Below are 21,261 nucleotides of genomic sequence, written 5' to 3' on the forward strand. Positions count from 1 at the left end.
TCATTCGATCCATGTTTACCGACTCATCCAGCCCACACGCTCAGGCACAGCGGCAAGCGACCGCTGATATCGAAGCAGCCGATCGCGTTCTGAATCGTTTGGAACGCGAAGGCGTGATGTCGACACAAGCCGTCGCGATTTTGCGTGGCAATGTCGCCAAGCTCTCGGGCGCCCCGCCGTCACTGCGTCAATCAAAATTCCCGTCCGTCGATCGCGTGGTAGCTGATTATTTGGTCGACAAGCATCCGCAGCCAGCGACTTCTCAGCCAGCGAGTTCGCAGCCAGCGAGTTCGCAGCCAGAGACTTTTCAAACAGAGACGCCTCCTCATGCGCCCCCGCCGGTGGAACGCACGGTCGAGAAAGCAGCTTTCGCGGCACCTCCGCAATCCGCTGACCGACCGGACACCCCGTTGGCAACTTCGCCGTCTCAGCCAAGTCCATTTTCCGTCCCGCTTGAGTCGTCGACGGAGGAAACTGTTTCTACCCAGGTCGAAACGGTCGCGTCGCCGCCCACACTGTCCAAAGCCGAGATCATTCGATCGTTCTTGGCGGCGCACAACGTGCGTTGGGGCGAGTTGGTCGCCGGGTTGCTGATCGTGATCTGTTCGGTTGGCTTGGTGTTGAGCTTGTGGAACACGATCGTCACGACGCATCGCGCGATCCCGTCGTTGATCTTTGCCGCCGCCAACACAGCGATCTTTGCCGCAGCCCTGTACACGCTGTCGCGATGGAAACTTCGGCACACCAGTCGTGCGATGTTGTTGATCGCGACGTTGCTGGTGCCTCTGGGGATCCTTGCCGGACTGGCCAGCGCGGGAACGGACGCGACGGCAGTGTCCTTGGATGACCCGATCACGATCGGTTCGATTCTTGTCGGCGGAATCGTTTACATGACGTTACTATGGTTCGGCGGGCGCGGACTGGTCGGTCGCCGGGACGCGTTGCCGATGATCTTGAGTGTTGCGGGACCGGCAATGATGTTGCCGCTGGTTCCAGCCGCGATCCGGATGGACGGACGTGCTCCGATCCTGTTGATCTTGGTCGGATCGGTCTCGTTGCTGGCCGCGCTGGCTTGGCAGTTGAGGATTTCTTATCGAGAGAAATGTCCGACGCCGGGATTGTCCGCCACGCGACGCCGTATCGTGATCTTGTCCGTCGGTGCATTCTCACTCTCCGCGCTGACCGCCAACATCCTGTATCTGTGGGGCGTGACAACACAAAATGCGATTGCGGTTTCGATCGCATTGATCCCGGCATGGGTTGGCGTCGCCGAATTTGCACTTTCGATTCGCAACTGGAACAAACGTCCCCGCTTGGCGATGGCAGGCACCGTGATCAGCATCATCGCCTTGGGCGGCGTTCTTGCGGCGATGCCGGCGGCGTTGATTTCCTCGTCGTGGTTGTGGACGTGGGCGATCGTGGCCAGCGTCTCGCTGGTGATCGGGGCGATCGGATTTCGACACCGTCAGTGGATTTCTGTAGCATCGGTTCCCGTCGGCGTGACCACCGTCCTGGCGTCACAAACGTTCTTCGCCACACATGCTTGGGATGACCTGGCGCTGTGGCAACGCGTGATCGGTGGACAACCGATGGTCGCGGCCTTTGTGATCGGTTTGGTGATCGCGGTAGTGGCGTGGATCGTTCCGAAGCGTTGGAACAGAGTCGTATGGAACGCAATCGCGGCTGGTTTCATCGCACTGGGCGCGATCAACGTCGTCGTGCTTTCCATCGCGCCAGCGAGTTGGCTGGGAGTGGTGCCGGCGACTGCGGTCACCGGACTGGCGGTCGTCGCGATCTTGGCTGCGTGTGCTGCATCGGTGTTGGTTCGCAAGTCATCGATGGAGCACCATGGGGCAATCGCGGACGCCTTGGCGATCGCGGTGATCCCGCTGGTCATGATGGGCTGGTGTTCGGTCTTTCATCCGATCAGCATCGGACTGCCGCTTGCATCGGCACGGGTCTGGTTGATCACTTCGCTCGCGATCGCGGCCACCTTGGTCACGATGACGGAGGGGCTGCGTAAATTTCAGTCGCCCACCGCTCTGCTTGCTTGGCAATCCGCCGTTGGATTCTTTTCCGCCATCGCCGTCTGCTTTAGTCTCTCAATGGTCCGCATCGACTGGACCGTTTCGGCGTGGGGATTGCTTGCGGTGACCCTATTGCTTGGCTGGATCGCGTTTCTCAATCGCAGTCGCGAATGGTTAATGGCAACTCAGGGCACATCTCTTTCACTGGCCGCGTTGATCGGATGGGGGCGATTTCACGAAACATTATTTACATCCGATGCTTGGCGAAGTTCTCTCGCGCTGTGGGGCTGGGGCACGCTGCTGGCGGCCACCCTGGTGGCCTGGTTGCTGTTGCGTGAAGTGAGCCGGGGCGTGCGGCGGACAAAACTTCGTGGAACACGTTTCGCTTGGCTGGATCATCGCACGGTCGCTCCCACACGGATGTTGGAAACAGTGCTGGGGGCGGGCATGTTGGTTTTCGTGATCCTTGCCACGGCACACGGCTATCTGTCCATGCTGTTGGGCGTCGCCGCAGTGGACAACACTCGGTTCTACGCGCCGGTGATCGTACCACTGATCAGCTTCGCTGCTGCCGCTCTGGCCACGGGGTTGTTCAGACGCCATATCAGGTCGGCTGTTTGGTCAGTCGGTACGTTGCTCGGGGTCGTGGGGATCGTGTGGATTTCAAATCAAATCGCTCAACGAACCTTGGTCGATGCGGCGGAGCAACTGGTATTGGCCACTTCGTTCGCCACGGTCGGCTGCATCGGTTTGGCGGCGTGGTTGGGTGGATTGCGCAGCAAGATGTCGGAACGTGATGTGGTCGCAGCCGCGTCGATGACGACATCGCCATTGTTGATTGCAGCCGGTACGGGCGCGACCCTGATGACGACTTCAGCCGGCGTGCTTTGGGTTTGCGATTGGCTCCGGCCGGTGCTTGCAGCCCAGTTGCCAAACGTTTTCAGTGCCTGGACGCTCGCCATTTGGAGCGGCATGGGGGCGTTGGTCTTGGGATGGTTTGGGCAACATTCGAAGAACCGAAATGTCTTGTTCCTCTCCGCCGGTTTGACCTTCGTTGCAACCTTCTTGGTCATGCCGTTGGCCGTTCCCAACAGCATCGTTGCCTGGGCTCAGTGGTCCACCGTTGCGTTGTTCGGTTGGATCGCTGTGGGCGCACTGCTGTCGAGGGACAAGCCGGAGTTGCGATCGGCATTTCAGGACGTTTTTCATGTGGCCGCTGCGACAGGCATCCTTTCCGCCGTCTGTACGACGCTGGGCGTTTGGTTGAGCATTGATGTCGTCTCGCTGCTGGGCAACTCGGGCGGCTATGTGCTGACTGGAATCACTGCCACCGCGCTGCTGACGTGGCCTTACTTGCCGTGGCGAAAAAGTGAGGAACACCCGATCATTGCACGGACGCTGATCTGGCCACTTGTGCTGACCTTGTGCAGCGGGCACGCGGCGTTGTTGCTCAGTACGGCTTCGTCCGTCACAGCAATTCTCGGTGCAATGTCCCCGCAGCGTCTGTTGATCGGCCTGTGGATGATCGCGACAATCGCATCGCTTGCCCGCGTGTTGTTGCAATCACTCAAATTCCATTCCATCAACCACGCCGACTTTCGCCATGCCGCCGTGATGGCAACAGGGGTCACCTGCACATCGTTAGCTCATTCGGCCACGGGATTCTACGGCTGGGTGGGACTGCTCGCGTGTGCGACAGCTGGGTGGCTCGTGATTCCGATCGCCTGGGCGGCGAAATCCAAGGAACCTGAACGAACAGCGGATTCCGTTGCCGGTCGCTTGCTGTGTTGGCTGATGCTGATTGTCGGCGGCTACTTGGCTGTTCGACTCAGTGATCACGCCGGTGCGGGCGACTGGTTGGAGTGGACGGCGATGACGGGATGGATTTCGCATTGGGTGATCCTGTGGCGTGTGGCGTGTCCCGACAAACCGCTGACGGAAACGACTGCCCGAGCCCCGCTGTTTTCACGGATCTTGGCCGACAACGAGTTCGCCGTCCTGCTCGTACTCGCTTGGTTTGGTGAGTTGGTGGTCAGCGTCGGTGCCGCATCGGGTCCGGCGTTCATTGGCACCTTGAGTGAACGTTGGCTGGTCTTGCGGTTGATTGTTGGTGCTCTGGTGGTGCTGACGGTGATCGCGAGAAACGATCGTATCACGGCATGGTTCACATCGGTCGCCCTGGCGGTCTTGACCGTCACTGTCTTCACCGCCCGCATGGCGTATGTCTACGAAGCGACTTACGAGGAAACTCTGGCGTTTGCGACTCTGGTCGCGCCCGCTGTTCTGGCGGCGTTGGCTTTCTCGGCCAGCATGATTGCTCGTTTCACATCGGCTGCCAACCTGTTTTGGAATCGAGCCAATGCCTTCACGAGGAGTACGTCGAACAACAGCAACCCGCAAAGACGACTGGGCAATACGACGATCGTTGCCGACGGGATTTCGTACGTGAGCTGGTGCGTCACTTGCATTGCCACGTTCCTCTGCGTTTTCTGGTTGGCCTATGACAACACGCAACGCATGCTGCCGATGGCGATCGGCAGCCTTGCCATCATCGCGTTGGTGTTCACCGAGATTTCGGGGCAATCACGACCCGACAAACAAGAATCGCGACGCATGTCGGCGGTCGGGTTGGGGCTTCTGGCGACGTTTTTATGGGCCAGCGTTGGAGTGATCGGAACGGAGTATCCCCTGCTGACGTTGACCATGCGATGGTTCGTTGCCTCCGTCTGCACCGTCGCGGTGTTCGCGTTTGCCTTGCCCAAGATGCTCGGGGAAACAATGGCCAATGTTTGGTCGGGAGCCTTTGAAAAAGCACGCACGGCGGCTGCAGTCTTGGCTGCGGCCACGCTATTGGCATTGTTGGGGCAGGAAGCGATGATCCGCACGCAAGGCGATCCGACGTTGATTTCCAAACCGTTGGTGTTGGGCGTGGCTGCAACGCTGGCGATCTTGAGTGTCTTGACGACCGCGGCGGCAATCTTGAGCGGCCCCGGCACCGGGTATCAGAAGAGCTGGAATCTAAGCGATGCGACACGACGGTTTCTCGTCGTTGCGGCGCAAGTCTTCGGCGGCCTGACGTGGTTTCATTTGTTTCTCTGTAAGAGTCCGTTGGCAGATTTGGGGCTGCGAGCCTACTGGCCGTACATCGTGATGGCACTCGCCTTCGGCAGCGTCGCCATCACACAGTGGGCCAAAGCTCGCGGTGATGATCTGATGTCCGACACACTGCGACAGACTTCGCTGTACCTGCCGCTGGTTCCCGTGCTCGGATTTTGGTTGAGCCTGTCCGTGTTTGATGTGGGAAATGCGGACGAAGCGACCCAGAACGCGTGGAGCTATGTGCAAGGCAAAGTCAGCTACCAGTCCTTGTTGTTGATTGGCACGATCTATTACGGCGTGGTTTCATTTCTCTGGAAGAATGGCTTTTCCCGAGTCGCCACCGTGATCCTGGGCAACGCGGCCCTGTGGATCTTGCTGACACAGACACCCGGTTGGGGATTCCTTGCGCGACCGCAGGCTTGGTTGATCCCGCCCGCTGTCTGTGTGTTGATCGTGACGCATCTGTATCGAAAGCGACTGCCGGCCGCTGCGGCATCCTCGATTCGCTATGTGTCCACGCTGGTGATCTATATCAGCAGCACTGCGGACATGTTGCTCAATGACATTGGTTCGACACTGGCCGGTCCGATCATCCTGGTCTTGCTCGCCCTGGCGGGAATGCTGGCCGGGGTCGTGTTGCGGGTCAAGCCGTTCCTTTACCTCGGTGCGATCTTTGTCTTTTTCGGCGTCACCAGCATGGTCTGGCATGCTCAGACCAGAATCGATGCCGTTTGGCCTTGGTGGGCATTCGGCATCACGACCGGCATGCTGTTGCTGGCCGGATTGATGGCCATCGAAAAGAACAAACCCAAACTGCAGCGTCTGGCAACCTCACTGTCCACCTGGGAACCGTGATGGTTGATGCCACGGCCGCGATCATTTTTTCGGCGGCTTCGGCGAGTCGTCCCATGATTTGCGGTCCGCCGGTCGGACCCAGTTTTCATGCTCGATCCCCGCAGCATTGAGCGCACGATCGATCGCCGCGATCGTTGCTTGGTTGGGCTTGAAAGAGCCCGGACGTTTGCCCTGAGCGATTTGCCGGGGCGTCGATCCGAGTTCATTCTTGCGATGCCAAAACTCTGGCTCGCAACCCAATTCCACCAACAAGTCCACGACTTGAGCAAAGCTTCGGTAAGCGGCTCCGTGTACCGCCGTTTCACCATGCTCGTCAACAACATCCAAGGAGACGCCCCACTGGTGCAGTTGTCTCACCGCAGCCAGGACTTCCGTTTCGCTGCCGGGATATTCATCGGCGACGAATACACCCACGCCGGCGGCCGCCAACATCGGCGTGCAACCGTCCACATTGCCCTGGTGGATGTCGGCCCCGAGTTCTTTCAGCGTTTTCATCAGCGGCAAGTCCGAAGTGAACGCGGCGAACAGAAACGGGGTCGCGCCGCGTGGATTGAGTTTCGCCTTGGCGTGCTTGCCTTTCTCCAAACGCAAGTTCACATCCGCGCCACGTTGAACCATTTGTCGGACAAACTCCAGGCTGCTGATCTCGCCATCGACACGGGGCGGCGGATCGCCTTCCTCATTGTCTCCTCTGGCGGGACGTCGCACCCAACTGATCGCGTGTAGCGGTGCATATCCGCTGCGTTGATCGTTGGGATCCGCGCCCGCATCGACCAGTTGCAACGCCAACTCAAAGTGTCCGCTTTCCACGGCCAACATCAATGCCGACATTCCGCGTCGGGGCGCCCGCCCGCTGGTACTCTGTGGGTTCATCACATCGTTGACGTCCACCCCGGCGGCGAGCAATCGCGAAATCACACCCGAGTGACCTTCACGAGCGGCAAAGAACCAAGCGTTGAAGCCCGATCGCAGTTGTTTGTCGATGTCCGCTCCCGCTTTCAGTAAAGCATCCACGACCGCGACGTGTCCTTCGGCCGCCGCCCACATCAACGCCGTCTGACCGTGTTGCTGTTTCTCATTGACGTCGGCGTCTTTCGCGATCAACGCATTGACCGTTTGAACTTCTCCAGTTCGTGACGCCAACATCAGCACGGTTTCACCGCCCGCGACCGTTGTGTTCGGGTCGGCACCTCGGTCCAGCAAGATCCCCGTGATTTCGGCGTCACCGCTGGAACAAGCGATGGCCAGCGGCGTGATCTCATATTCGTTTGCCGCATCGATCTGGGCGCCCGCCTCAAGCAAACGGCGCACCCACTGAGCGTTGCCCCAACGCACCGCCCAATGCAAAGCGGACATGCCGTCGGGTTGCCGTTGATCGATGTCCGCGACCGTCGGCAAGATTCGTTCCGCCGCTGCCCAGTCCTGCTGCTGGATGACGTCGGGCAACGTTTGCTGGACGTCTGACTGGTCGGCGAAGGTCGACGGATGGATCGACAGCAACAGTGCGACGAGCAATGGCAGTGTGACGTGTTTCATGATGGTTGTACGTCAGGCTTTCCAGCCTGACATGCTGTGGTGTACGTCAGGCTTTCCAGCCTGACATGCTGTGGTTGTACGTCAGGCTTTCTAGCCTGACATGCTGTGGTGGGTATGTCAGGCTAGAAAGCCTGACGTACATAAGCCTTACACAATGGTCAGTTTTCGACGAACAGCAGCATGCGTTGGTCGCCGCGACGCACAGCGACCCGGATGGTGGCTTGCTGTTGCCGGCCGGCTTCCAGGACGGCTCTCAATCGTTGCACCGAGTCCAGTTCGATACCGCCGGCGGCTTCGATCACATCGCCAACTTTCAGCTCCGCCTGCTCGGCTTCACTGTCGACCTTGATCGAGGTCACTACCAATCCCTTTTGATCTTCGCGATAACCAAACTTCTTTGCCGTCGTCGGAGTCATCGGGACAAGTTCTGCACCGAGCACTTCGCCGCTGCCGAACTGTGCCATCACTTCTTCGGTACGTTCGGAAAGCAATACCCGAACTTGCAGTGGTTGCCCTGCTCGACTGACATCGATGACGAGGGTGGCCCCCGGCGGTCGACTGGCCACGTAATTCCTCATTTGGCTACTGGATTTCATCGCCCGACCATCGATGGAGACCACCACGTCGCCTTCCCTCAGGCCTGCTTTGTCGGCGGGCATGTCTTCCAGGACATTCTCGATGACCACGCCTCGCTTCATCTTCAAGCCGTACTTGGCGATGCTGCGTTCGTTGATCTCGTCCAGTCCCGCGCCCAGGAAACCTCGCTTGGCCACGCCGAACTCGATGATGGAATTGAGTACGGGCCGAGCGATCGAGACGGGAATCGCGAACCCAATTCCGGCGCTCGTTCCGCTGCGGGACATGATCGCGGTGTTGATCCCCATCAATTCGCCACGCAGATTCACCAGCGGGCCGCCGGAGTTTCCGGGATTGATGGCGGCGTCGGTCTGCAGGAAATCTTCGAAACCGTCTCCGTCATCAATGATTCTCTGAACGCGATTCTTGCCGCTGATGATTCCGGCTGTCACCGTCTGCTCCAGGCCAAAGGGACTGCCGATGGCCAAGACCCAGTCGCCCACTTGAATTGCATCGGAGTCACCCATTGGAACCGCGGGCAAATTCTGTAGATCAACTTTGACGACCGCCAGGTCGCTTTGAGGATCCGTCCCAATGATCTTGCCAGGGACGGTTCGGCCGTCACTGAATTCCACTTCCAACTCGTCTGCATTCTCGACGACGTGGTTGTTGGTCAAGATGTACCCGTCGGGGCGGACGATCACACCGCTGCCCATCCCGCTGGCTTCTCGACGTTGGTCGGGAATGTTCGGGACGCCGAAGAATTGCTCCATTCCGCGAGGTAGTTGTCGACCACGGATGATCTGCGTTTGCGTTGTATTGATGCTGACCACGCTGGGCCTCATCACTTCTGCGACTTTGCGGAACGCACTGGAAAGGTCTTGCGCGGCACCGAGATCTTGGTTTCGCAGCGGTGCTCGAGTATCAAGTGCCGCGACGGCGGGACCTCCGTCTTGCGCGTGGGAATCATGATGCAGCATTTGAGGCACGCTCAGGGCTGCAATCGTGACCAACGACCCAATGACCATCGCCGCGACGATCATGCTTGTATTGGACTTATTGTGTGACATGTCTCAGCACGCTCCTCTCGAATTCAAGTTTCCTATCTTGCCCATGCTCTGTTTTGCCCGTCTTGCCAGTGTGGCGGTGGGCGACGGGGACCGACATCCAGTCAGTTGAACCAGTTCATTGTAAGCTTGGGGCAGTTGAACTCCCAAACATTCCATTTGCTGCCGGCACGGTGCGCACGAATTCACGGCTCTCGGATCGGAAAAGCCGTAGATAGGAGGCATCGGGGCTGCCGACGTGACAGAACGACAGCATTGGGCTGATGCGCAGTGCAAAATTTAGGCCAACCAGAGCCCATTCCTGGGGCCAATTGATTCGACCTACCTGTACAATTTACACCGGTAAGAACCCCAAGTGGTATCGATGGGGACCTGTCGTCTGTGCTATCATCAACCCGTAGACGCATGATTATGGTGTTCCGAGTCCCATTGCGTGTTGATTACGGTGGGATCGCCGACGCTGCCGTCGGCAGGGCGATTCCTGTTTTTGGTGTATCGATCGCCGGGGCGATGGTCGTAAGAGAAAGACCAGTCGCGGTGTATCTGCGAGAGGCGAAACGGACGGCGGTTACCAGCGGGTCATTGGGAACAGCGGGCACAAACGGCCAAGGATTGAGAGGATCAAATGAAGGATATTTTAACAGTGATCTTGGCAGGCGGACGAGGTTCCCGTCTGGAGCCCTTGACGCGGGACCGTGCCAAGCCAGCGGTGCCGTTTGGCGGTCTGTACCGGATCATCGATTTTGTACTCAGCAATTGCCTCAACAGCGACATGCGTCGGTTGCTGTTGCTGACGCAGTACAAAGCCCAGTCGCTGGACCGGCACATCAACTTGGCGTGGCGGAATTACTTCATTCGTGAACTTGGTGAGTTCATCGATGTGATGCCGCCCCAGCAGCGGATCGACAACAACTGGTACCAGGGGACCGCCGATGCGGTTTATCAGAACATCTATGCGATTGAGCGTGAGCAGCCGCAGGACGTTTTGATTCTGGCAGGTGATCACATCTACAAGATGAACTACAAACCGATGTTGGAGTTTCATCGCAAGATGGATGCCGACATCACCGTCGGTGCGCTTCGCGTGAGTGTGGACCAGGCACGCGAGTTTGGGGTCATGCAAACGGATCTCAAGAACCGCATCATCGGGTTCCAGGAAAAGCCTCAGAACCCTGTCCCCACGCCGGACGATCCGGACATCTGTTTGGCGTCGATGGGCATCTACGTGTTCAACGCGCGTTTCTTGTACGAGCAATTGTGCGCCGATGCGACTCGCGACGACAGCGACCATGATTTTGGCAAGAACATCATTCCCGGCGCGATCGATCAGTACAAGGTCTGTGCGTTTCCGTTCTTGGATGAAAACCGCAAGAGCGATGCGTACTGGCGCGACGTCGGCACGCTGGATGCCTATTACGAAGCCACGATGGACTTGATCAAAGTCGATCCGCAGTTGAATCTGTACGACGACAAATGGCCGGTGAGGGCTTTTCAACAGATGCTGCCGCCACCCAAGTTTGTGTTTGGCAGCGAAGGGCATTCCTCACGCCGAGGTTGCGCACTGGATTCGCTTGTTTGCCAAGGTTCCATCATCAGCGGCGGCAGCGTCCTGCGCAGCGTCTTGGGAACCAACGTTCGCATCAACAGTTACGCACAAGTGGAAGACAGCATTCTGTTTGATGGCGTCAACGTCGGGCGACACTGTCGAATTCGCAACGCGATCATTGACAAAGGCGTCAGTATTCCTGCGGAAACTCAGATCGGTTATGACCCACAGCACGACGCCGCACGCGGACTGACCGTGACCGAAAGCGGACTGGTGGTGATCGGTCGTGACGAGTTGATTGAGCCGTCCGTCGCCGTTGCAGGATCGGTCAAGATGGCCGGCGGTTGAACCTGCTCCATGTCTTACGTGATCGGTCTGATCTGTCTCGCACTTGGTTTGGTTGTCGGTTGGTTCCTCGGACGTCGCAGCACGCCGGCGGTGCCACCGGGAAACGAGCGCGACTTGAATCGCATGCTGCAGTTGCTCGGCGACTTGGGGACATGGACCGACGAGTATTCAGGTAATGTCTCTAGTTACCAACAGCAGTTGAAACACTTGGCCGCCGCCGTTCGCAAGCACAACGCGGCGGCATCGAGCGACCAACAAGTTGACGGCCAACAATTGATGTCGCTGTTGGAGCAATTCATCACGGGCAGCGAACGCGTTCAATCGCGACTCGATGCCGTCGAATGTGAACTGGAGTCTCGCACCCGTCAGATCAAGGATTACTTGGACCAAGCGCGCACGGACGGCTTGACCGGATTGCTCAATCGGCGGGTCTTTGACGAGGAGTTGGAAAAGCGATTTGAGCGATTCCGCGCCGGTGGCGCTTCGTTTTCGCTGGCTCTGATCGATGTCGATCACTTCAAGTCGATCAACGATACCCACGGCCATCCGATGGGCGACGGCGTGCTGCGACAACTGGCACAGTGGATGCAGCAACGGCTGGGTGCTGGCGTGACAGTGGCTCGGTACGGTGGCGATGAATTCGCGGTGATCTTGGACGAGTCCGTTTCCCGGGCAACGGAGCGACTGGAGACCCTGCGTCGAGCGATCGCGGAGTCCACCTTTCGTTGGGAGGATCACAGCGTCAAGGTGACTTTGAGTATCGGGATCAGCCAGCCGATCGACGACGCATCCTCCCTTTCCGTGCTCCGCCGAGCCGACGAAGCGCTCTATGCGGCCAAAGCGATGGGCCGCAACCACACGCTGGTCGACGAAGGCTCGGGGGCCCAATTGCCCGACGCGGTCGAGATTTCGACGGACCCCCATCGCAAGGATTGATGCTCTGGCTCTCGCTGGACTCTGATCTTTGGGGCAGTCGCTATGGTTGCCCGTCGCGGTTCGCGATATGTTGTTGACGCAGTGAAATCAATATCGACGCGTCCCGATGATGGTGCGTCGGCCAGTCGTCCCACGATGCAAGAAGCCTCCACAGCATGGCCCACTCTGAACCAACCGATACCAACGTGACATCGGATGCTCCCGCTGCGAACGTCATCGACTTTGATTCGCAACACGAATTGCTCGGGCATCCCACGGGACTCTACACGCTCTTCTTTGCCGAGATGTGGGAACGATTTTCCTACTACGGCATGAGGGCGTTGTTGCTCTTTTACATGATGAAAGGGTTCCTCGGCTTTGGAGACAAGGACGCCAACGCTGTTTATGGTGCTTACACCGCGTTGGTCTACATGACACCGTTCTTTGGCGGCATGATCGCCGACAAATTGCTGGGAGCGAGGACAACCGTGGTGATCGGCGGAGTGCTGATGGCACTGGGACACTTGTTGATGACCCTGCAGACGGACATATTTTTCTTCACCGCGCTGGCGTTGCTGATCGCGGGCAACGGATTCTTTAAGCCGAACATCTCAACGATCGTTGGTTCCCTTTACCCGCCGGGCAGCACTAAACGCGATGGTGGATTCACCATTTTCTACATCGGGATCAATCTCGGTGCCGCGATGGCACCTTTGTTGTGCGGCTACATCGGCGAGACCTACGGATGGCACTATGGATTCGGATTGGCCACGATCGGAATGATGGTAGGGCTGGCGGTGTTCGTCGCGCCCACGATCGTGACTCAAGTGATGATCCTTGGGACGGCATTGCTCTCTGCCTATGGTTTGGTGTTCTACAACCCGGGCGATGTGTTCACCTTCATTACCAATGTCGCCGTTGCGGTCGCGTTGTTGATCTCTGGAACCATCGCGGTGATGGCGTTGGCCAAGGGAGGATTGCCTGCAGAAGCAGGGCGAACCACTAGGCCAGAGAGTTACTTTCCCAACCTCACCAAAGTCCTTATCGGTACCGCGGTGGTGATTCCGATTCTTGTGCTGTTGGTTTCCGGTTTCTCCGTCGTGCCCGGTGTCAATGAAATGGCGAGGTTGATTCCAGAGCATTGGACGAAACCGTTGGAGGACAGCAAGATCAAGTTGGTGCGAGGGTTTGCCGAATTTGTCAAGGAAGCCAGTCGGCCCGCAGGATTGATCTTGATCATCGCGGGCATCGGCGCGTCGTTTTACTTGATACGCGAAGCTTTGCGGATGGAACGCGTGCCGCGTCAACGGATGTTTGTTGTTTTTGTGTTGACTTTCTTTTCCTTGCTTTTCTGGGCGTTCTTTGAACAGTCCGGCAGCTCGGTGAACAACTTTACCGACCGCAATATCGATCGAGTCGTCGAAGAAAGCTTGGTGACCGATGCCGACGTCGGCAAGACCGTCGACTTGCGTGTGGTGCCCGCAAGCGACGATCCCAAGCTTGCCGAGTTGGAGTATCTGAGCCAGGAGTATCTGGGCCACGAGAACGGAAACGATGAACTTGGGCAACGTGTTCGCACCGCGATCACGGCCGTCGAGGAGGAGAAAGAGCCTGAGAAACGGATGAAGGGTGAAGAATTGGAGGCAATGATCAAAGAGGTCACCGAGCAGCCTTTGTTCACGATGTCTGCGTTGACTTATCTGCGTGAATACGCCAAGAGCGATGCGGCTACACCTGCAGATCACAGTATCAAATGGCAATATACCGCCGAGAACGTCGGCAAGATCGGGCTGGGCGGAACCGAGATTCCCGCATCCGTTTACCAAAGCGTCAATCCGATCTACATCATGATCTTTGGTTTGGCGTTCAGCATGCTGTGGAGTTTCCTGGGTGCACGTGGTCGAGAGCCCAGCACGCCGGTCAAGTTCGCGTTTGGACTGATCCAACTGGGAATGGGTTTCGGATGCCTTTACTTCGGTGCCAAGACCTGTGACTCGGACGGCATGGTATCGATGGTGTGGCTGTTGCTGATGTACCTGTTGCTGACCACCGGCGAGCTGTGCCTTTCCCCGGTCGGCTTGTCGATGATCACCAAACTGTCACCGGCTCGTTTGGTCAGCACGGTGATGGGCGCTTGGTTCCTGGCCACGGCGTTCTCACAGTTTTTGGCCGCGATCATCGCCCAGTTCGCGGCGGTCAACGACGGCGGAAATTTTGTTCCCGTACCGAGCAAGACAGTGAACATCTATGGCGATGTCTATTTCTTGGTCGCGTTGATGGCGATCGGATCGGGCGTCGTCTGCCTGTTCCTGTCGCCGCTATTGAAGAAATGGATGCATGTCGATGCACCGCAGAGCGAGTGATCGTCGGCTATCCTGTGCATTGTTTTATCGCGTCGTCAAGGTTGTCATCATTCGCACCGGTGGTCTTGGCGACCCGATGTGTCCACCAGGATTTGGATTTCCGCCCGATCATGCCCAATCGTGTCAGATAATGTCAGTGCGGCAACATGAAACCCAAGATTTTCATCAGCCATTCCGCCAAGTCCACGGATGTTCAGGGGTTCCTGAGTGCGATCCACCAGGAGTTGCTCGGAGCTGAGTTTGATGTGCGGCTGGACATCGACGGGTTGGACTTGGGAGACGGATGGCGACACAAGCTGTTTCAGTGGATGGATGAAGTCCACGGTGCGGTGCTGCTGTTGAGCCATTCGGCGTTGGAATCCAAATTCGTTCCGATCGAGTTGAGCATCCTCTCGTTTCGTCATCTGCGAGAACAGAACTTTCCGTTGTTGCCGGTTCTGGTCGGGAATGTGCAACCGGAGGAGCTCGACCAAGGGACGATCGGCGATCTACGTCTTCGCGAGATTCAATGCCTCGTCGCGACGGACCCTCAGGAGACCGCGCGTCAGTTGGTCGCCCATCTGCAACGTCAGTGCAATCGTGTGGGGCGTCTGCGAACGCCGATGGAAGTGTTGGAAGACGACGTGGTGAAGCTACTCAGTCGGGCCGGGTTTGAGCGTTTGGAGATCGAAGAGGCGGCTTGGCAGATCTGCGATCAAGGTTGGACCGCGTCGTCGTCCGAGCAACAGATCTTTCGTTCGTTCGCTCGTGAATTGTTTCGCATGGATTATGAACAGGCATGTGACGCGTTGCTGGCATTGGGCAAAGGCACGACCGCACACGATGCGAAACGTTGCTTGTTGGAAATTTTGGACTTGATCACACCGTTCTGGGTCTTGGAATCTGCCGCGTCCAAATTGGCTCAGTTGGCGATGGGGCAGTACAGTGAGCGTACCTTTACGCTGTGTTGTGCGGAACCTTGGACCGCTCATTCCTATGTTTCTCGATCCAGCATGAAACCCCTTGGAGCGGGATGGCATGTCTGTGAGCTGATGCCGCCAGAGTCGGAGGATCCGTTGGAGTGGATCATGAATCAATTGGCCGCTTCCCTGACTCCAGCGGCTGGACCGGCGCGGCAAACGCAGACCCGGGATGTCAAACGACGGCTGGAACGCAAGGACTCGCGTCGAGAGCCTGTCTTTCTCTTGTTTCCGCCCAACTGGGTTCTCAGTCCGAACTTATTGCGCAGGCTCCAGGAGGAATTGCCCACGCTGACGATTCTGGTCACGGGCCCCGAACGGCAACTAGAAATTCTGCATCCCTTGGCTCATCAACTCGATTTCCCCGGTGAGGATCGCGAGCTGGCAGCATGCGATGCCTACGACGACACAAAAGATGATCTGGCTCGGGTTCTCGTTTGAACTTCAGTCTCTATCGCCTACCCCTCCGTGCAATTTGGAATCAGTGACGTGACGATTCGTTTTCAATCCCAACGCGTTCAGACTTGCCAAGCCGCTCCGCAACAGGCAGCGACCTTGGAGGGCAAGACGTATGTGTATCACCATCCCGACATCGCGTTGGCCATCAACATCGCGTTGATCACGGGACGACCGTTGTTGATCGAGGGGCCATCCGGATGCGGTAAGTCGAGCTTGGCCGTGAACGTCGCCTTGTCATTGGGGCGACGTTTCTATCAGCACGTGGTGACCAATCGGTCCGAAGCTCAAGAGTTGCTGTGGACCACCGACAACATTCGCCGGTTGAACGATGCTCAAGCCAACCAGTTGCTGCCGTTGCCCGCCTACATCGAGCCGGGAGCACTTTGGTGGGCGATGGATCCCGACAGTGCGTCTCAACGCGGTTCGACCGAGCCTCTGGATGAACGATGGTTGCCCATTGATCCCGATGTCTTCGCAACCGCTGAGCATACCAGCAACGGCACCGCGTCGGGCGCGGTGGTGTTGATCGACGAGATCGATAAGGCCGACCCCGATATGCCCAACGGCTTGCTCGTACCGCTCGGCTCGTTGCGATTCACGGTGACACCCACGATGTCCTTGGTTGCCGCGACCGAGCCACCGTTGGTGATGATCACGACCAACAATGAACGTGAGCTGCCGCCCGCCTTTCTGCGTCGATGCGTCCGCTTGGAATTGCCGCCACCGACGACCGACACGCTGATCGAGATCGCTCAGGCGGTTGACCCGAATGCCGGCTATGACACGGCTTTTTTGAGAAAGATTGCCGATGCGGTGCAACGCATCCATCAATCGGGCGATCGTTCGACACCATGCAGCACCGCGGAATACTTGGACACCGTGCGAGCCTGTCACGAGTTGAACTTGACGGCGGATTCTGCGGATTTTGAACGACTAACACGTATCGTGTTGCAAACCTCCCCACGCGATCGGGACGAATCGAACTGGTCATGATGGATGCGATCCGAGTCGCCGACCTGCTGCGTGCCTGGAACACGATTTCGCATGACGAAGCCGTGGACGATGAAGGCATGCATCAACGAGTGGCAAAACTACTCGGGTTTCAGTTGCGAATTCCGGTCAAGCAGTCGCAGGATCGAGATCGATCAAAACCAGAATCACAACCAGAGAAAAAGCCGAGCCAGCCAACCAGTCAGCCGCGGCGTTGTGTCGAACACGAATTGTCCGACGCTTATTTGAATCTCATCGAGTCTGCGCCAACACCACAGTTGCCGCAGTGGTACCAGGACGCGCCGGTGATGCCTGTTTCGGACACTCAGGGCATCGAGTCGAGAGGCGACGTGACTCCGTTGATTCCCGACCATTGGCTGCGAAGTCTGTTGAGGGATCTCTTGGCGAGGGATTTCCTGAGCAACGAGGTGGACGTGGAGCGGATCGTTGCGAGACTCGCGACAGCCGAACCTTTGGGGGTTCGCTTGCTACGATCCGCCAAGTCGCTTCGCGGCGGAGTTCAGGTCATTGTGGACTCGGCCCAGTCGATGCATCCCTACGCAGATGATCAATGGTCGGTTGTGGCTGGCTTGCAAAGAATTGTTCCTGGCAACAGTCTTGAAATCGTCTACACGGACTTGGAAACGCACCGCGTCTATGATCCGGTCATCGATGATGAGCGTTTCTATCAGACGCCGCCCGGCGGCTGGACGATTTTGTTGTTGACCAATTTCGGCATCGGTCCCGGCGAAGGTGCATCGGGGAGCCGTCGTGCATCAAGGTGGATGCGTTTTTGCCAATCGCTCAGCGAGGCACACTATCGAGTCGTTGCGATCACACCCCTGGAGCTGTCTTCAGGTGATCGTCAGCTCCAGGTTGCAAAGACGACGAGTTGGTTTTCCTCCGCATCGTCGGCCTCCCGTCGCAGTCTTGTCGACCGCTCCACCGTGCACGACGAGTCGCAAGCGAGAAACGCATCGGGACGAATCCTTCGATCACTGGGGCGACTGCCGACCGATGTCGCGGAGCTTGCCGTGGTGCTGTCGCTGACCCATCGGATTCCGCGTTCTTTGTTGAGACGAGCACGCATGCGGCTTTGCCCGACGCTGAGCCCAGCGGTCGAAGCCGAGTTGTGGTTCAGCGGTTTGGTCCAATCACGCTCGAGCGATTCGATCATCTTGCATCCTGACTGCGTGGCAGAGTTGCAGCGGCGATTGATTGCCAGCGGGCGTCTGGATGAGGTCTGGCGTTTCCTGCAATCCAGCCACGCAGAACGCCCGACGCTTGCCGGGCTACACGAGCGGCTTTCGTATCTGGCGTTGAAGCGGACCGACGATGCCCGGGACGATTTTGACGCTGCGATCGCGTCCGTGTTGAAAACGGTGTTGGAGGAAAGGCGGCAGGGGATCGCTCAGTGGGCCATTTCCTCGTTGCCTCGGATTCCGGCGGACTGGAATCCGGGACGCATGAACCTGCTGCAGGAAGTCTCACAGCAGTGTATTGCTCGATCCGCTTCGGACTCTGACACTCGGTCTGATTGGGGATCTTCCCAAACGCCGCTGCCATCGGAGTCAATCCTATCCAGTGAACACCAGATGTTGCTGTCCAAGGAGACAACCATGGTGGAACTGGGCATCCGCGTCGCTGGTGATTCGTTGCGGCTGAGCGAGCCTCCGGAGCCGGGGGATGAAGTGCTGCACATTCCCGACTCGTCGCATCGGACGCTTTGGTTCGATGGCGATGCGATTGAGTGGCCGGCCGGAGATCCTCCCAGGGATTTCTCGCTTCAGTCGGCTCCCAATGTGATTCAGATCACGGACGAATCGGGCAATCAATACGTATTGCGGCGAGATCTGAAACGCAAGTTTTCCAGCGAAAGACTGCTGCAGCTCGGCCATGGGCATCTCGTTCGTGGTGATCGAGTGGTCGGTCCCGCACTCGCCATCGGCAACTCGCGTGTGTTGACGACGCAACGGATTGTTCGTGAAGCGTTTGAGGGAGAAGGTTTCGATTCGGTTCAGTGGGTCGGACAAGATGGATCGATGGATGTCAAACCCGAGTCGAGTGATCGTCGGGGCAGGCGTCAGAGTGGCGACGACGAGCTGGCGGTCCTTGTTGGGACGTTTGAATCGTCGAATCGGCGAAGCGATTCAGCAGAGCTGCCGCCGGAGTCGTTTGGTCCGTGGAACGCGTTGAACACACAGAGCGTAGAAGAATCCGATTTGGCATTTGCGTTGTCGGTCGATGTGAATCAGGAGTTGGCGGTCACGCGATTTCGTCTGAAGTCAATCGGCAACAATCGGTTCGAGTTGCAGCCGACGACGTACTTGCGGCACATCGATGTACAGCAGTGGTCGGGAGCGTTGATTGTCCGCGAAAAGGGCTATCAAAAACTCGGCGTGGCGCTGGCGACATCGGCTGGACTGGTGTTGCAAACACCGGATCAAAGTGTGCTGCAGAACGAGCGAGCGGCTGAGACATCCAAACTCAAACGTGTGAGAAAACCCCGGGTACACATTACGTACGATGTCGAGGCGGCGGATGCCGTAGAGAAGAAAGAGTTGCCTTACGTTCTCGGTGTGATATCGGATCTGTGTGGTGATTCGACATCGATGAGCTTGAAAAATGCAGAGTGGTTAACGGTTGAGTCAGGCGGGTTGGCTTCTCTTTTTGAATCGCTGAAGCCATCAATCGATGCAAGTCATGTGGTTTGGGAGGCATTTCAGAAAATCGATGATCCATTTCTGTGGCTCGACTACCTGAGTTTCGAAACTCGTGGATTAGTTCACGCAACGCTGAAGTTTCGATCCATGGAGGACTTTGAGCCGTCGCAGGTCGCGACCCAGATTCCGCTATTGCAATCGGTCTTGGAACGCAGACAACTCACAAGAGAGATTTGCGATTGGTGTGTTCAACACGAGTCAGAATGCCAGTTTGCTGCGCAGTTTCTAAAAGACAAAGAGCTACTGCACCTTTTGAATGACATTTTCCTGAAGGTTCGTAGCGGCACGATCACATGGAACAATCAGTCGGACCTACTGAAAGCTGATCGCTACCAGTTCCTGGATCTGAATGGTATAGAAAAACTCGTACATTCTTTGCGAGACGGCAACGATGACGAGCACCTGATGGATTGGTTCCGAACGCTGCTGGATCTGTTCAGAAACCGAGTCCTTGAGGAGGAGCAGTCGGTCACTACGGCGTTAGCAGAACGAATCCGCGATATGGATCGCGTGATCAGCGATATCGTTCGAGCGGTCATGCATTGCGATGCGTTTCGGAACCTGGAATCTCGCTGGCGGAGCGTGCATTACTTGGCAAACCAATTGGCCACGCACGAAGATCCTTGGATCGTTGGTGCAAGATCCAACCACCATGTTGAATTGAAAGTGCTTCCTGTTCCGTTGTCTGCTGTAGGCAAAGATTTTGACTCAACGGTTTCGGTGGATGAAATCGATCTGTTTCGGTTGGTTGACAATCGCTCAGTCGGTCACACAAGGGTTCCTTTCGGCGCCCTGGTAGTGGACGAACCCATAAACATTCAGCCAAGAGATTTGGAAATCCTGAGGGGGCTTGCTTTTATTGGCAGTGCTCTTCATTGCCCGGTGCTTTGCACTCCGGCAGCGTCGTTCTTCGGACTTCCTCGTTTCGAAGACCTGCCAGATACCAACCGACTCGATACTTTGATGATGAAAGGGGCTCAACACATAGCGTGGAATCAATTGAGAAATCAGGAGGATTCAAGATTCTTGGCAATGTGCTTGCCTGGGATTCTTGGTCGAGCACCCCACACGATCGAGACAGATGAGATCGCGGATGAGTTTAGGTTTCAAGAATGGACTTCCGATCCCAAGTCAAGAAAATCGATATGGATCACTGGCCAGTACGCTCTTGCAGGCCGCATGATTGAGTCGATGCGGGAGACAGGACTGCCCAATCGGATCGTAGGGGTCGAAAACGGAGGTCGTGTCAGTGCGCCTGCCATGTTTGGCGAACCGTTTCAAGATCATTCTTTTGTGCAAGCAAGCATTCACGATCGGCTAGAACGTGAACTTGCAGAACTCGGCTTCTGTTCGTTGGTTCATTTCAAGAACACAGATTACGCCGTCTTCCTGAGTGCCCATTCGGTACATCGCCCCAAACACTTCAGTGACCAGGAGGCGACGCTTGATGCCGAGGTTGCTGCTCAGTTGCCGGTCGTCTTGTTCGTGTCTCGCTTCATGTGCTACTTGCGTTCGATCTCCGGCGAGATGATCGGCCGATTCCTGTCAGCTGAGGAACTGGAACAGTATCTGAATCGTTGGATTGTGCAGTATGTGACTCCGGATTTGGATGCCAGTCCAGAAATTCGGGCTCAGTATCCATTGGTAGAAGCAAGCGTCCAAGTGAATGAGCGGCGAGGGCATCCAGGCGTCTATGACATGGATGTCGATATCAAGCCATGGATGCCGTTTTCTCGACGTTTACCCAGGATCAAGCTGCAAACACGCTTGGACACCCCGCGTGCGTGAAATTCCCGTA

The 21,261-nt window shown here is 57.2% G+C and carries 9 protein-coding genes; 7 read left to right on the forward strand and 2 right to left on the reverse strand.

Annotation, left to right across the window (positions count from 1 at the left end; translation table 11 throughout):
* The first annotated feature begins 11 nt into the window (after positions 1 to 11).
* Positions 12 to 5,981 carry a hypothetical protein gene (locus Pla52nx_RS05525; protein WP_146519549.1) on the forward strand — a complete coding sequence of 1,990 codons (5,970 nt, stop codon included), beginning with the start codon at positions 12 to 14 and terminating at the stop codon, positions 5,979 to 5,981.
* Between the two features lie 21 nt (positions 5,982 to 6,002).
* Here the strand turns inward: Pla52nx_RS05525 and Pla52nx_RS05530 are convergent, their stop codons facing one another.
* Positions 6,003 to 7,517 (reverse strand): ankyrin repeat domain-containing protein, encoded by a 1,515-nt coding sequence (locus Pla52nx_RS05530; protein WP_146519550.1) that lies wholly within the window; start codon positions 7,515 to 7,517, stop codon positions 6,003 to 6,005.
* A 158-nt stretch (positions 7,518 to 7,675) separates the two neighbouring features.
* Entirely contained in the window at positions 7,676 to 9,163 is a 1,488-nt protein-coding gene (locus Pla52nx_RS05535) for a Do family serine endopeptidase (protein ID WP_146519551.1), read from the reverse strand.
* Between the two features lie 622 nt (positions 9,164 to 9,785).
* Here Pla52nx_RS05535 and glgC point away from each other — a divergent pair.
* The 6 genes from glgC to tssC all read left to right on the forward strand — a co-directional run bounded on the left by glgC (position 9,786) and on the right by tssC (position 21,251).
* Positions 9,786 to 11,054, forward strand: coding sequence for a glucose-1-phosphate adenylyltransferase (gene glgC / locus Pla52nx_RS05540; protein WP_146519552.1), 1,269 nt, complete (start codon positions 9,786 to 9,788; stop codon positions 11,052 to 11,054).
* 9 nt (positions 11,055 to 11,063) lie between these two features.
* Entirely contained in the window at positions 11,064 to 11,990 is a 927-nt protein-coding gene (locus Pla52nx_RS05545; RefSeq protein ID WP_146519553.1) for a GGDEF domain-containing protein, read from the forward strand.
* A 155-nt stretch (positions 11,991 to 12,145) separates the two neighbouring features.
* Positions 12,146 to 14,332 (forward strand): peptide MFS transporter, encoded by a 2,187-nt coding sequence (locus Pla52nx_RS05550; RefSeq protein WP_146519554.1) that lies wholly within the window; start codon positions 12,146 to 12,148, stop codon positions 14,330 to 14,332.
* Positions 14,333 to 14,478: 146 nt separating this feature from the next.
* A complete protein-coding gene (locus Pla52nx_RS05555; protein ID WP_146519555.1) occupies positions 14,479 to 15,732 on the forward strand; it encodes a toll/interleukin-1 receptor domain-containing protein in 1,254 nt (417 codons plus the stop codon).
* A 48-nt stretch (positions 15,733 to 15,780) separates the two neighbouring features.
* On the forward strand, positions 15,781 to 16,743 hold the full coding sequence (locus Pla52nx_RS05560; RefSeq protein ID WP_197454482.1) for an AAA family ATPase: 963 nt from the start codon (positions 15,781 to 15,783) through the stop codon (positions 16,741 to 16,743).
* Positions 16,740 to 21,251, forward strand: a complete 4,512-nt coding sequence (gene tssC / locus Pla52nx_RS05565) for a type VI secretion system contractile sheath large subunit (RefSeq protein ID WP_146519557.1) — start codon at positions 16,740 to 16,742, stop codon at positions 21,249 to 21,251. The genes Pla52nx_RS05560 and tssC overlap by 4 nt, the downstream gene beginning before the upstream one ends.
* Positions 21,252 to 21,261 lie beyond the last annotated feature (10 nt).

It is taken from the genome of Stieleria varia, from assembly GCF_038443385.1.
Lineage (GTDB): Bacteria > Planctomycetota > Planctomycetia > Pirellulales > Pirellulaceae > Stieleria > Stieleria varia.